The sequence below is a fragment of the Nonomuraea sp. NPDC004580 genome, assembly GCF_040609855.1.
Taxonomy (GTDB): Bacteria; Actinomycetota; Actinomycetes; order Streptosporangiales; family Streptosporangiaceae; genus Nonomuraea; species Nonomuraea salmonea.
Window position 1 is genome coordinate 163426 of sequence record NZ_JBEXLH010000001.1, and the last position, 12095, is coordinate 175520.

General features: G+C 71.6%; 16 protein-coding genes and 2 pseudogenes. 11 read left to right on the forward strand and 7 right to left on the reverse strand.

Annotated elements, in window-relative coordinates; genetic code table 11:
* Window positions 1–97: 97 nt before the first annotated feature.
* From gvpJ (ABZW11_RS00705) to ABZW11_RS00740, 8 genes and pseudogenes are all read left to right on the forward strand, one after another.
* Window positions 98–304: pseudogene (gvpJ, locus tag ABZW11_RS00705) on the forward strand (gas vesicle protein GvpJ); the annotation flags it as partial.
* 239 nt (window positions 305–543) lie between these two features.
* Entirely contained in the window at window positions 544–1338 is a 795-nt protein-coding gene (locus ABZW11_RS00710; protein ID WP_355411136.1) for a GvpL/GvpF family gas vesicle protein, read from the forward strand.
* Between the two features lie 14 nt (window positions 1339–1352).
* The gene (locus ABZW11_RS00715) at window positions 1353–1577 is read left to right on the forward strand and encodes a gas vesicle protein GvpG (protein WP_355411138.1); all 225 of its coding nucleotides are present in this window, start codon (window positions 1353–1355) and stop codon (window positions 1575–1577) included.
* A gap of 7 nt (window positions 1578–1584) precedes the next feature.
* The gene (gene gvpO, locus ABZW11_RS00720) at window positions 1585–1902 is read left to right on the forward strand and encodes a gas vesicle protein GvpO (protein WP_355411140.1); all 318 of its coding nucleotides are present in this window, start codon (window positions 1585–1587) and stop codon (window positions 1900–1902) included.
* Window positions 1902–2228 carry a gas vesicle protein GvpJ gene (gvpJ, locus tag ABZW11_RS00725; RefSeq protein WP_355411142.1) on the forward strand — a complete coding sequence of 109 codons (327 nt, stop codon included), beginning with the start codon at window positions 1902–1904 and terminating at the stop codon, window positions 2226–2228. The genes gvpO and gvpJ (ABZW11_RS00725) overlap by 1 nt, the downstream gene beginning before the upstream one ends.
* Complete coding sequence (locus ABZW11_RS00730) at window positions 2221–3096, forward strand: GvpL/GvpF family gas vesicle protein (protein ID WP_355411144.1); 876 nt, start codon at window positions 2221–2223, stop codon at window positions 3094–3096. The genes gvpJ (ABZW11_RS00725) and ABZW11_RS00730 overlap by 8 nt, the downstream gene beginning before the upstream one ends.
* A 2-nt stretch (window positions 3097–3098) precedes the next feature.
* Entirely contained in the window at window positions 3099–3296 is a 198-nt protein-coding gene (locus ABZW11_RS00735; protein WP_355412010.1) for a gas vesicle protein, read from the forward strand.
* A gap of 1 nt (window position 3297) precedes the next feature.
* Window positions 3298–3588, forward strand: coding sequence for a gas vesicle protein K (locus ABZW11_RS00740; RefSeq protein ID WP_355411146.1), 291 nt, complete (start codon window positions 3298–3300; stop codon window positions 3586–3588).
* On the opposite strand, the pseudogene ABZW11_RS00745 reads toward ABZW11_RS00740, so the two are convergent.
* The 5 genes and pseudogenes from ABZW11_RS00745 to ABZW11_RS00765 form a co-directional block, all read right to left on the reverse strand.
* A pseudogene (locus ABZW11_RS00745) lies at window positions 3585–4013 on the reverse strand (putative glycolipid-binding domain-containing protein); the annotation flags it as partial. The gene ABZW11_RS00740 and the pseudogene ABZW11_RS00745 sit on opposite strands and share 4 nt — an antisense overlap.
* A 58-nt stretch (window positions 4014–4071) precedes the next feature.
* Complete coding sequence (locus ABZW11_RS00750; RefSeq protein ID WP_355411148.1) at window positions 4072–4221, reverse strand: hypothetical protein; 150 nt, start codon at window positions 4219–4221, stop codon at window positions 4072–4074.
* Between the two features lie 126 nt (window positions 4222–4347).
* Window positions 4348–5103: a hypothetical protein gene (locus ABZW11_RS00755; protein ID WP_355411150.1), complete on the reverse strand. Its 756-nt coding sequence runs from the start codon at window positions 5101–5103 to the stop codon at window positions 4348–4350.
* Entirely contained in the window at window positions 5100–5600 is a 501-nt protein-coding gene (locus tag ABZW11_RS00760; RefSeq protein ID WP_355411152.1) for a SigE family RNA polymerase sigma factor, read from the reverse strand. Before ABZW11_RS00760 ends, ABZW11_RS00755 begins: the two co-directional genes overlap by 4 nt.
* A gap of 79 nt (window positions 5601–5679) precedes the next feature.
* On the reverse strand, window positions 5680–6201 hold the full coding sequence (locus tag ABZW11_RS00765) for an AAA family ATPase (protein WP_355411154.1): 522 nt from the start codon (window positions 6199–6201) through the stop codon (window positions 5680–5682).
* An 80-nt stretch (window positions 6202–6281) separates the two neighbouring features.
* Here ABZW11_RS00765 and ABZW11_RS00770 point away from each other — a divergent pair, with 80 nt between their 5' ends.
* A complete protein-coding gene (locus ABZW11_RS00770) occupies window positions 6282–6692 on the forward strand; it encodes a VOC family protein (RefSeq protein WP_355411156.1) in 411 nt (136 codons plus the stop codon).
* Between the two features lie 129 nt (window positions 6693–6821).
* Here ABZW11_RS00770 and ABZW11_RS00775 read toward each other — a convergent pair whose 3' ends face one another.
* Window positions 6822–8189, reverse strand: a complete 1368-nt coding sequence (locus ABZW11_RS00775; RefSeq protein WP_355411158.1) for a hypothetical protein — start codon at window positions 8187–8189, stop codon at window positions 6822–6824.
* A gap of 167 nt (window positions 8190–8356) precedes the next feature.
* Complete coding sequence (locus ABZW11_RS00780; RefSeq protein WP_355411160.1) at window positions 8357–10129, reverse strand: biotin carboxylase N-terminal domain-containing protein; 1773 nt, start codon at window positions 10127–10129, stop codon at window positions 8357–8359.
* Window positions 10130–10397: 268 nt separating this feature from the next.
* Here ABZW11_RS00780 and ABZW11_RS00785 point away from each other — a divergent pair, with 268 nt between their 5' ends.
* On the forward strand, window positions 10398–10670 hold the full coding sequence (locus ABZW11_RS00785; protein WP_345396257.1) for a WXG100 family type VII secretion target: 273 nt from the start codon (window positions 10398–10400) through the stop codon (window positions 10668–10670).
* Window positions 10671–10818: 148 nt separating this feature from the next.
* Entirely contained in the window at window positions 10819–12000 is a 1182-nt protein-coding gene (locus ABZW11_RS00790) for a S8 family serine peptidase (protein WP_355411162.1), read from the forward strand.
* Window positions 12001–12095 lie beyond the last annotated feature (95 nt).

A 12095-nucleotide genomic window follows, 5' to 3' on the forward strand; every position in this document is an offset into this window, starting at 1 on the left:
AGCGAGGCGTATCCCAAATCTGTCCGGTTTTCGATCGTATGTGGTTCCGTGTCGGTTTCACCGGGCAGGCCGGGTGAGGCGGAGGGAGAACCACACTATGACTACGTCAGTGCAGCCGGCGTCGGCCGGGCAGGGCGGCGGGCGGGGCCCCACCGGCCTCGCCGACGTCATCGACACGATCCTCGACCGGGGGCTCGTGATCGACGCCTACGTCCGGGTGTCCCTCGTCGGCATCGAGATCCTGACCATCGACGCGCGCGTCGTCGTGGCCAGCGTCGACACCTACCTGCGCTTCGCCGAGGCCGCTAACCGGCTGGACATGTCCCAGAGCGAGCAGAGCCTGCCCGAGGCCATCGGCCTGGCCAAGGGCGGCGGCTCCGGCCAGGACGCCTCCAAGGAGGTCATCCAGGGCATGGTCGAGGGCGACGAGCAGCGCGAGCTGAGCGGGTCGGACGAGGAGACCGGGCAGGCCGAGGAGGAGAAGGAACCCCGGAGCGCCCCCACCAGGAAGATGCGGCTCAAGTGAGAGGAAGAGCAAGCGCCATGGGACGCTCGACCAACGTCTCCGGGTCCGGCCAGGCCACCCAGGAGATCCAGAATCTCGCCACGTACGTCTACGGCATCGTCCCGGCGGAGACCGAGGTGAGCCGCGACCAGAAGGGGCTGGGGGAGCCTCCTGGCGAGGTGCGGCTCGTCAAGCACGGCGAGATCGCGGCCGTCGTCAGCGGCGTGAACGTGGACAAGCCGCTCGGCCGTCCCGACGACCTGCTGGCCCACGAGGAGCTGCTGGACAGCATGGCCGCCAAGGGGCCCGTGCTGCCGTTCCGGTTCGGGGCGGTGCTGTCCGACACGGGCGCCGTCGTGGACGAGCTGCTCGCGCCGCACCACGACGACTTCGTGGCCGCCCTCGACGAGCTGGCCGGCAGCGCCCAGTACGTCGTCAAGGGCCGCTACGCCGAAGGGTCCGTCCTGACCGAGATCCTCGCCGAGAGCCCGGAGGCCGCCGGCCTGCGCGACGCCATCCGCGGCACCTCCGAGGACGCCACCCGCAACGAGCGCATCAGGCTCGGCGAGATCATCACCGCCTCCGTCGAGGCCAAGCGGGACATGGACACCCGCCTGCTGCTCGACGGCCTGTCCGGGTACTACCTACAGGCCTCGCTCAGGGAGCCGTCCCACGAATGGGACGCCGCGCACGTCGCCCTGCTCGTCAAGTCGGACCAGCGCAAGGACCTGGAGCAGGCGCTGAAGGAATTCGGCGAGCGCTGGGAGGGCCGCGTGGAGCTGCGGCTCATCGGGCCGATGGCGCCGTACGACTTCGTCGTCGCGCAGAGCTGAAGGGGGTACGGCGCGTGGGGCTGATTTCGTTGATCTTCACCTGGCCGCTCGCGCCGATGCGCGGGCTGGTCAGGCTCGCGGAGATGATCCAGGACCAGGCGGAGCGCGAGCTGCGCAACCCCGCCGCCGTACGCCGGCGGCTTGAGGCGATCGAGGCGGCCAGGAGGGCCGGCGAGATCTCGGAGGAAGAGGAACGCCGGGCCACCGAAGAGGTCCTGCGGCTGGCGATGGGGAGGTGAGCCGGAGGTGAGCGCCGAGGGATCGGACACCGAGGAGCTTGACGAAACGGATGTCGTCGAGGTGCTGGACGCCGCGTCGGCGGGCGAGGCGGGCATGCGGCACATCGCCGAGCTGACAAAGAAGGAACCGGAGGGCGTCACCTCGGTCGTCCCGGCGGACGACGGCTGGCGGGTGGACGTCGAGCTCGTCGAGGACCGCCGCATCCCGTCGTCGGGCGACATGCTCGCCCTCTATCGGGTGGAGATGGATATGGAGGGCACCTTGCTGTCATATCGCAGGATCCGGCGCTACCGGCGGTCGAACGCCGACTTCGGGGAGGCGTGATGACCTCCGGTCCCGTCGTCCGCCCCACGTATGGGTCGGGCCCCGCCAACCGCGAACCCGCCAACCTCGGCGACATCCTCGAACGCGTCCTCGACCGGGGCATCGTCATCGCCGGCGACATCCGGGTCAACCTGCTGGACATCGAACTCCTCACGATCAAGCTCAGGCTGCTGATCGCCTCCGTCGACACCGCCAGGGAGCTGGGCATCGACTGGTGGGCGCACGACCCCTGGCTGTCCGGACGCGACCGCGAGCTGGTCGAGGAGAACCGCCGCCTGCGCCGCCGCCTGGCCGTCGCCGAGGGACGGGAGGAAATCGGTGGCTGAGGGAACGTACCTGTACGCGGTCGCCCGTGAACCCCTCTCGACCCCGGCCGGCGTGGCAGGGGCACCTGTCCGCACGATCGAGCACGGCGGTCTGGTGGCGTACGTGAGCTCGGTCCCGCTCGACACCTTCGGCGAGGAGCCGCTGCGCCGCAGCCTTGAGGACCTCGACTGGCTGGCCGAGACCGCCCGCGCCCACCACCGCGTGGTGGACACGATCGCCGCCGCCACCACCACCGCCCCGGTCCGCCTCGTCACGGTCTACGCCGGCGACGAGCAGGTCCAGGACCTCCTGACCCGCCGCGGAACAGCCTTCCACCGCGTCCTGTCGCACGTCGCAGGCCGCAACGAATGGGGCGTCAAGGTCTACACCGCCCTCTCCGACCCCGGGCAGGAGCCGGCACCTGAGGCCGCCGGAACGCGCTCGTCCGGGCGTGCGGCCGAAGGGGCCGGCCACCTCGCCGGGACCCCGGACACGGGGTCGCCCGCCCACCCAGCGCCGTCGGGGGCGGCGAGCGGAAGGCATGGCCGCGACGACGGGACGTATGGGCGTCCGGGGCGGGCGTACCTGGAGCGGCGAAGGGCGAGCCTGCGCGGCCGGGAGCAGCTCCGCAAGCAGGCGCTGCGCCGCGCCGACCACATCCACCGCACGCTGTCCGCCCTGGCCGCCGACGGCTGCCGCCACCGCCCCCAGGACCCGCGCCTGTCCGGCCGCCACGACTGGATGCTGCTGAACGGCGCGTACCTGGTGGACGAGGCGCGCGCCACGGAGTTCGCCGAGCTGGCGGGCACCCTCGGCGGCGACGGCGTCGAGATCCGCCTGACCGGCCCGTGGGCGCCGTACTCGTTCACGGTCATGGAAACGACGTGATCATGCACGTACGGGACGTGGTGGCCACCGACGACCTGCCGCCCGAACGGATCGCCCTGGTGGACCTGCTGGACCGGCTGCTGGCGGGCGGCGTGGTGCTGACCGGCGACCTGGTCCTGTCGATCGCCGACATCGACATCGTCCGCATCTCCCTCAATGCCCTGCTCGCCTCGGTCGACGAGCTCGAAGGGAGGACCTGACGTGACCGCGGACAAGCCCCGCTGGCGCATCGCCGCCGACTCGGAGACGGTCGAGCGCGACCTGTCCCGCCTCGTCCTGACCCTCATCGAGCTGATCCGCCAGCTCGTGGAACGCCAGTGCGTCCGCCGCATGGAGGAGGGCAACCTGACGGACGAACAGATCGAGACCTTGGGCGTCACCCTGATGCGCCTGGAAGAGGCCATGAAGGACCTCTGCGACCGGTTCGACCTCACCCCTGAGGACCTCAACCTGGACCTCGGCCCCCTGGGCACCCTCCTCCCGTCGAGCTAGAGCGCGCGGGTGGCGAGGCCGGGGTAGTCGAGGACGAGGGCCGAAGGGTCGTAGTGGAGGCGGCAGGCGACCTCGAAGGCCGGTGCCGCGTAGTCGTAGGTGTCGTCGCCCGCGCGGGTGTAGTGCTGGCCGAGGCGTTCCGCGGACAGGTCCAGGGCGCGGACGTACGCGGCCGGGGCCGGGGCGCCTGAGCCCGTCGCCAGGCGGAGGCGGTGCACAGGGAACGTGTTGGTCATCGCCGAGGACTCCAGGTCGACGTCGAGGCAGCCGTCCAGGTCGGGGGCGGGGGAGCCGTCCACCTGCCAGCGGCCCCTGCCGTCGGACTCCAGGAACGTGCGGCGGGTGCCGGTCACCGTGCGGCTGGTGACCCTGGCCAGGCGGGTGGTCCACGAGGTGTCGACCTCGATCGTGTAGTCAGCAGCAGCCCGCGGTACAGCAGGATCCTGTCCGCCCCGTCGAGCAGCAGGACGCGCGCCGTCTCCCTCACGTCATCTCCACGGTGATCGCCCACCGCTCGTGGTCGCGCCAGGCGCCGTCGATGTACTGGAAGTTCGGCGAGAACCCCTCGCGCTGGAACCCCACCCTCTTGATCAGATTGATGGACGGCTGGTTGTGCGGCTGGATGTCCCGCATCCCGGCGGCCCGCCTCGGCCGCCTGGCCGCGGCCGCGCGGGGTCAGCTCGGCGTGCGGCAGGGCGCCGGAGGTGCGGGTGACGATGTTCTCCGACTCGGCGTGCCGCAGGCACCACAGGCGCACGCTCACTCGCTCTCCTCAGCGCGGTCGTAGATGCCGACGGCCCAGCGGCCGGGGCGCTCGCCGACCTCGGCCGCCAGCCGCTCGACCACCTCCTCGAACAGCAGCGGCGGCTTCCTGCGCAGCACCGCGCAGCCACTCTCGCTCATGTCCCGCGTGCACGCCTTGACCTCTGCGGTCACGCGCTCGATGGGGGCGTCCGCGGGGAAGACCCAGATCTGCATCTTCTGCGGGCGTTCGAGCCAGCCTTCGGGGACCGACAACTTGTCGTGATGCCCGCCCGACCCCTTGCCGCACCTGCCGGCGCCGCCGCCCATCTCCCCGCCTTTGAGCCGGCTTCTGGTGACGACCCACGCCCGCGGGTCATCGCAGACCACCAGGTGCGCGGTGTCCTTGCTGGTCGGGGAGAAGGTCACCGTCCGGGGGACGCCCATGGTCGCGTACCGCTCGGCGTGGAGGAGGGGCAGGGTGAAGTCCTTGTCGCCCAGCTTCACGCGGAACGTCTCCGGCAGCGGGAGCTCCGGCTGGAGACTGACCGTGTCCGTGGGCCGGCGCGCGACCGGGGCCGGCGACGGGGCCGGCGGGAGGCCGTACATGAGGACGGCCGCCGCGACCGCGAGCGCCGCTCCCGCCGACGCCGCCCGCCTGCCGCGCCGGATCCGCCTGCCGCGCCGCACGATCGCCCCCAGGTCCGGGGACGGCGGCGCGCTACGGCTCCGCTCGTCCAGCAGCCACTCCAGCTCGCTCTCGGTGTGCCTCATCGCCGCGCCCCTTCCACGTGCACGCTTCGTACGTCAGGATCGATCCGGAGCTTGTTGAGCGCCCGGTTGAGCTGGCTCTTCACCGCCCCCGGCGAGCAGCCGACGATGCCGGCGACCTGGGTCAGCGTGTGCCCCTCGAAGTAGTGCAGGACGACCACCGCCCGCTGGCGCGGCGACAGCGCGCCGATCGCGCCCCACAGCGCCGCCCGGTCGTCCGCCTCCGCGGCGCGGTCGCGCGGGTCCGCCGTCTCCGGCAGGCTCTCCGCGGGCACCTCACCGCGCCGGCGCCGCCGCCACCAGGAGGCGTGCGTGTTGACGATGATGCGGTAGACGTACGGGTCGGGGTCGCCCTCGACCCGCCGCCATGCCAGCCAGGCCCGCGCCAGCGCGGTCTGTACGAGGTCCTCCGCCGCGCCCCAGTCCCGGCACAGGAGGTAGGCCATCCGGCACAGGCGTGCGTGCCGGTGTGCCACGTACTCCGCGAACCCGTCGTCCATGCAGCGTCTCCATCTCGTCGCCTCCGCTGATGAATACCGGCCGGGAGGCCCGTACGGTTGACAGCGGTTCCGAGATGTCTCAGCCGCGCCCGAGCACGCGCAGCAGCTCGTCCGCCGACTCCTCGGGGCCGCGGCCCGCGGTGTCGACCGTCACGTGGGCGCGGTCCCACGGTTCGTACGCGCGCTCCACGATCTCCCGCCAGCTCGGCGGGCGCAGGCCCGGGATGTCCAGCCGGCGCGACTCCGCCCGCCGCCGGTGCTCGTCCTGGTCGGAGCAGACGACCTCCACCTCCGTGACCGGCACCCCGGCGCGTACGCCCACCTCGCGCCACGCGTCCCTGGTGACGGCCAGCGGGTTCACCGACTCGGCCACCACCGTGAGGCCCTGCCGCAGGTGGTCCTCGGCGAGCGCGTACGCGACGACGTACCCGGCGGGCCCGATCGGGTGCTCGGCGAGGCCCGAGCGGACGATCGCCTGCTCGATGGTGTCGACCCGCAGGTGCACCGCAGGCAGCCGCCCGGCCAGCAGCCGCGACAGCGTGGTCTTGCCGGTGGCGGGCAGACCGCCCATGACGACGAGCGCCACGTCAGGAGGGTTCATGGAGGTGCCTTCCTCGGTGATCGTCAACCGGTCAGGTTTCGAGAAGCCGGGCCGGGGTGGTGCGGCCTAGCGTGACGGTCATGACTTTCGCACTTCAGTACTGCCACATCACGGTCGACGACATGAACGAGGCGGTCGCCTTCTACCGCGACGGGCTCGGCTTCGAGGTACGCAGCGACGTCGGGGGCGGGCAGCAGCAGTGGGTGACCCTGGGCGACCCGGTGCACGGCGGGCCCGAGATCGTGCTCTCCAGCGCGTACGCGGGGCGCTCGGAGGCCGAAGGTGACGCGCTGCGCGAACTGCTCGTCAAGGGCCTGCTGCCGATGATCGTCTTCAGCAGTGACGACCTCGACGCCGACTTCGAACGCGTCCGTGCCACCGGCGCCGAGGTCCTCCAGGAGCCCATCGACCGGCCCTACGGCGTCCGCGACGCCGCCTTCCGCGACCCCGCGGGCAACACCGTCCGCTTCCACCAGCCTTTGAAGGGGTGACCCGCGCCCCCGCCGAGGAGGGCCACGGAGAACGAGAACCGGCGGCCGGGTCACCGGTCAGCGGGAAGCGAGAAGCCCCGGCCAGGAAACCTGGTCCGGGGCTTCTCGGTAGTGGTCAGGGACCGGTGGTCACCAGTCTCCGCCGCCGAAGTCTCCGCCGCCGAAGTCGCCACCGCCGCCGAAGTCACCCCAGCCGCCGGAGTCTCCGCCGCCGAAGTCTCCGCCGCCGCCCGCGTCGGAGTAGCCCTCGGCGTAGCCGGCGCCGTAGCCGCCCATGCCCCAGCCGCCGCTGAGCATGCTGCCCATCATGGTGCCGATGAACATGCCGGTCATGATGTCGCCGAAGCCGCCGTAGTAGCCGTAGGCGTAGGGCTGGTAGGCGGGACCCGCGTCGTAGTAGGGCCGCCGCTGGCCGTCGACCATGACCTCACGCATCTGCGGGTCGAAGCCGCGCTCGATCGCCTCGGCGTCCATCTTGCAGGCGGGCACGTCGCGGACGGCGCCACCGGGCGGGGCCCAGCGGACGTCGCGGACGGACGGGCCGTGCTGCGGGTTGAAGAAGCAGGGAGCCCGCCGCTCGGGGATCGGCTCGTTGCTGACCTTGGCCTTGACCACGGCGAGCGCGTAGCGGCCGTCTTCGAGGGTCTGGGTGACCTCGCGGACCTGGTCGGCGCGCTGCACGGCGGCGAGCTGCGTCTTGGCCTTCTCGTAGGAGTCGAGGGCGGTCTGCCACTCCTCGATGTGCTTGCCGCCCTCGCCGGCCAGGGTGACGTCGGCGTCGACGGCGGTGATCTCCTCGCCGAGCTTGGTGACGTCCTCCTCGACGGTCTGCTTGACCGCGGCGAGGTCCTTGGCCTCCTGGATGGCCCGCTTCTTCTTCTTGTTGCTGGAGTAGAGGAAGTAGCCGCCACCGCCGACCAGGACCAGCGCGCCGAGGCCGATCAGCGCCGCGGTGCCGCCGGCGCCCGGGTTGGCCTGGCTGCCGGAGTCGAGCGCGGAACGGTCGCCCTTGGCGGCCATGTCGACGCGGTTGGTGAAGTCCTTCATGCCGGCCACGATGTCGCCCGAGTTGGCGTTGACCGCGCGGGTGGCGAGGTTGCCTGCCAGGCCCTTGCTCAGAGCGTTCGATCCGGCGAAAAGGGTCTGGCCGTCGATGACGGCGACGGTCGCACTAGGACGGCCCGCCTTGCTCAGCGCGGAGCTGAGCTGGCTCATGTAGGGCGCGATGGTGGACTGGTCAATCGTGCCGTCGGGCAGCGCCACAGCGTAGATCTTGGTGTCCGCGCCCTTGAGCGCGTCGTTGATCTCGCTCTCCTGACCGGACGACAAGGCAGAGCCGGCCACCACATAGAGCGGCGCCTTCTTCCAGTTGGACACGACCGTGTCGGCATCCGGTGGCGCCGCCGCGTTGGCGGCAGGGGACAGCGCAAGAACGACGATAAGACCGGCGATCAGAGCCGCGAACGCGGCCCCTGCTCGGCGCAGCGAGTGGGTCATGGGCAGCAAGCCTCCTTCGCCCTTGAGGACGAATGGGCGGTCGGCAAAGTTCCTCAAGAGGCACGCTACCCGCCCCGAGCCGCGCAGGAGCACTCCGTGGCGCAACAGCCTGGCACCGGTTGGGTCCCGGTCGGGTCGATCTCCGGCCAAGCCCCCAACAGGGACCGTCAGGAGTCCTTGATCTCGCAGATCGTCGCGCCGGAGGTGACGGTCTGCCCGACCGCCGCCGTCAGCCCGGTGACGGTGCCCGACTTGTGGGCCGTCAGCGGCTGCTCCATCTTCATGGCTTCGAGCACCACCACGGTGTCGCCCTCGTTCACGGTGTCGCCGTCGCCGGCCACGACCTTGACGATCGTGCCCTGCATGGGGCTGACCAGGGCGTCGCCGCCGGCCGCCGGCTTCTTCGAGCCGGCGCCCCCGCGCCTCGGCGCCTTGCCGCGAGCGCCCTGCGCGGGGGCCGCGTCGCCCACCCCGGCGCCCAGTCCGGCGCCCAGCCCGGCGGGCAGCACGACCTCCAGCCGCTTGCCGCCGACCTCGACCGTGACCGTCTCCCTGGCGGGCTCCTCGCCGGCCGCGACGTCCTCGTCGTACGGCGCCACCGGGTTGTCCCACTCCGTCTCGATCCACCGCGTGTGCACCGAGAACGGCTCCGACACGAACGCGGGATCCGTCACCACGGCCCGGTGGAACGGCAGCACGGTCGGCATGCCGGTGATCTCGAACTCCGCCAGCGCCCGCCGGGAGCGCTCGAGCGCCTCCTGGCGGGTGCGGCCGGTGACGATCAGCTTGGCCACCAGCGAGTCGAACGTCCCCGGCACCGTCATGCCCGCCTCGTAGCCGGAGTCGAGCCGCACCCCTGGCCCCGACGGCGCGCGCAGCGTGGTCAGCGTGCCGGGGGCGGGCAGGAAGTTGCGGCCGGCGTCCTCGGCGTTGATGCGGAACTCGATCGAGTGGCCGCGCAGCGCGGGGTCGTCGTAGCCGAGCGGCTCTCCGTCGGCGATGCGGAACATCTCGCGTACGAGGTCGATGCCCGCGACCTCCTCGCTGACCGGGTGCTCGACCTGGAGCCTGGTGTTGACCTCCAGGAACGAGATCGTGCCGTCCTGGCCGACGAGGAACTCGCAGGTGCCGGCCCCGACGTAACCGGCCTCCTTCAGGATGGCCTTGGAACTGGCGTAGAGGACCTCGACCTGCTCGGCGGTGAGGAACGGCGCGGGCGCCTCCTCCACCAGCTTCTGGTGGCGGCGCTGCAGCGAGCAGTCGCGGGTGCTGACCACGACGACGTCGCCGTGGGCGTCGGCCAGGCACTGCGTCTCGACGTGGCGGGGCCGGTCGAGGTAGCGCTCGACGAAGCACTCGCCCCGCCCGAACGCGGCCACGGCCTCGCGGACGGCGGACTCGTACAGCTCGGCGACCTCTTCGAGCCGGCGGGCGACCTTGATGCCGCGCCCGCCCCCGCCGTACGCGGCCTTGATGGCGATCGGCAGCCCGTGCTCCTCGGCGAACGCCACCACCTCGGCGGCCCCGCTCACCGGGTCTTTGGTGCCCGCGACCAGCGGCGCGCCGACCTTCTGCGCGATGTGCCTGGCCTGCACCTTGTCGCCGAGCGCGGCGATCGCGACGGGTGGCGGGCCGATCCAGACGAGCCCCGCGTCGATGACGGCCTGGGCGAAGGCGGCGTTCTCGGAGAGGAAGCCGTAGCCGGGGTGCACGGCGTCGGCACCGCTGCGGCGGGCGATGTCGAGGAGTTTGTCCACGTCGAGGTAGGTCTCGGCCGGGGTCCGCCCGTGCAGCGCGTACGCCTCGTCGGCGACCTTGGCGTGCAGGGCGTCGAGGTCCTGGTCGGCGTAGACGGCCACGCTGGTGATGCCGGCGTCCTCGCACGCGCGGGCCACTCGCACGGCGATCTCGCCGCGGTTGGCGATCAGAACCTTCCGCACCGGCCTTCGTCCTTCCTGCTAGGTTCGGCGGCTCCACGTGCCTGCCGTCGTTCGCGTCGAGCACCTGCCCCGGGACGCGCCCGGCTCCCGGTCGGCCGGGAAGAGAACCCTATCGCCGCTGGTCGTCCCGGCTTGTCGGAGGCGCGGGCGGCCTCCCTTTCGATCCGAACAATCCTCGGGTAGACCATAGCCGCTCGGCATATCTCCGGCGACGGGCGGTGGCCCTTCCTTAGGGTGAGGGCGCTTTCACAGGTTCCAGGAGGTATGCATGAGCCAGAGCATGCTCGGCGGCGACCCCGCGGAAATGCAGCAGATGTCCAGCCAGTTCACGCAGCAGTCGGAGGCGGTCCGTACGACGATGACGGCGCTCGACCGCGAGGCCGCCAAGGTCGGCACGGCGTGGACGGGTCCCGGGGCGCAGCGCTTCCAGCAGGCGTGGCAGAACTACCGCACGGCATTCCAGCGGATGACAGAGGAGCTTCAGGAGGCTTCGCGGGTCATCGGGACCTACCGGCAGAACATCGAGTCCGCCACGAAATGATCAACGGAAGAGGCCCTGGCGAAGCGGCCGGGGCTTCTTACCGTTGACCCGCCGCCGAGATCCTCAGATGCGTCCCGGGGATCCATGCGCGTGTGGCGTCGGCTGAACGTAACTTTGCGGCGAATCGGGCGGGCTACCCTTTTTCTCCATGATTGGTCGCGTCCTCCTGGCCAGCGTGCTCGCCTTGCAGGCTCCCCTCGCCCCAGCCGTCCAAGGGGCCGTCCCAGGGGCCGCCGCAGGGGTCGCCGCAGGGGCCGCCCCCGATTGCAATCCGCCCAGGGGCCAGCTGGAGGTCGGTGAGCCGTGGGCGCAGAAGCGGCTCGACCCCAAGAGCGTCTGGTCGCTGTCGACCGGCGCGGGCGTTCCCGTCGCGGTCATCGACACCGGGGTCGACCTCACTCATCCGCAGCTCCGCCTGGGCGGCAAGGCCGACCTCGTCGGCTCCGGCTACCGCGACTGCGTCGGCCACGGCACCGCCGTCGCGGGCATCATCGGCGCTCAGTACGTCAAGGGCGTGCTGTTCCACGGCGTTGCGCCGGGGGCGCGGCTGCTGTCGTACAAGTTCACCGACACCGAGCAGAACGGTGACACGACGCTGCTCATCAAGGCCATCAAGGCCGCCGCCGACCAGGGCGCCAAGGTCATCAACGTGTCGAGCAGGACGCTCGACCACCCCGCGCTCGAAACGGCCGTACGGTACGCGCTCGCCAAGGACGCGGTCATCGTCGCCGCCGCCGGCAACATCTCCCGCCAGGACGGCACCCCATCGCCCGCCTACCCGGCCAGCTACGACGGCGTGCTCGCGGTGGGCGCGGCAGGGCCGGGCGGCACTCTGGCCGAGTTCTCCAACACCAAGACGCCCGTGTCGGTGATCGGGCCGGGCCAGGACATCACCTCGACCTGGCCGGGCGGCGCCTACGCCAAGGGGCTCGACGGCACCAGCTACGCGGCGCCGTACGTGGCGGGCGTCGCCGCGCTCGTCAGGGCCCGTTATCCCAGCCTCGACCAGGCGCAGGTACGCCGGCGCATCATCGCCACCGCCGACGGCGCCACCGGCGCGGGCAAGGGGGCGGGCATGGTGAACCCGATGCTCGCGGTGAGCGCGATCCTGCCGTTCGAGCCCGCCAACGCGCCCGTGGTCGCGCCGCCACCGCCGACCCCGCTGCCGCGCAGCGCCGTGACCAAGGCACCGCCCGTGGACGAGGAGGCGATCGATCTGGCCGTGCTCGTCGCGGCCTGCGCGACAGGGCTGGCGCTGCTGGTGGTGGCGATGCGCGTGATGATCCCGATGGGCCGGCGGAGGGGCTGGCGTCCCGGGCGGCCGACCTGATCTGTACGGCTGATCTGTACGGCTGATCTGTACGGCGCCGTAACTACGGGTGCAAGGAAACGGCACAACGATTTGTTGACGGCCGTCCGAAACGC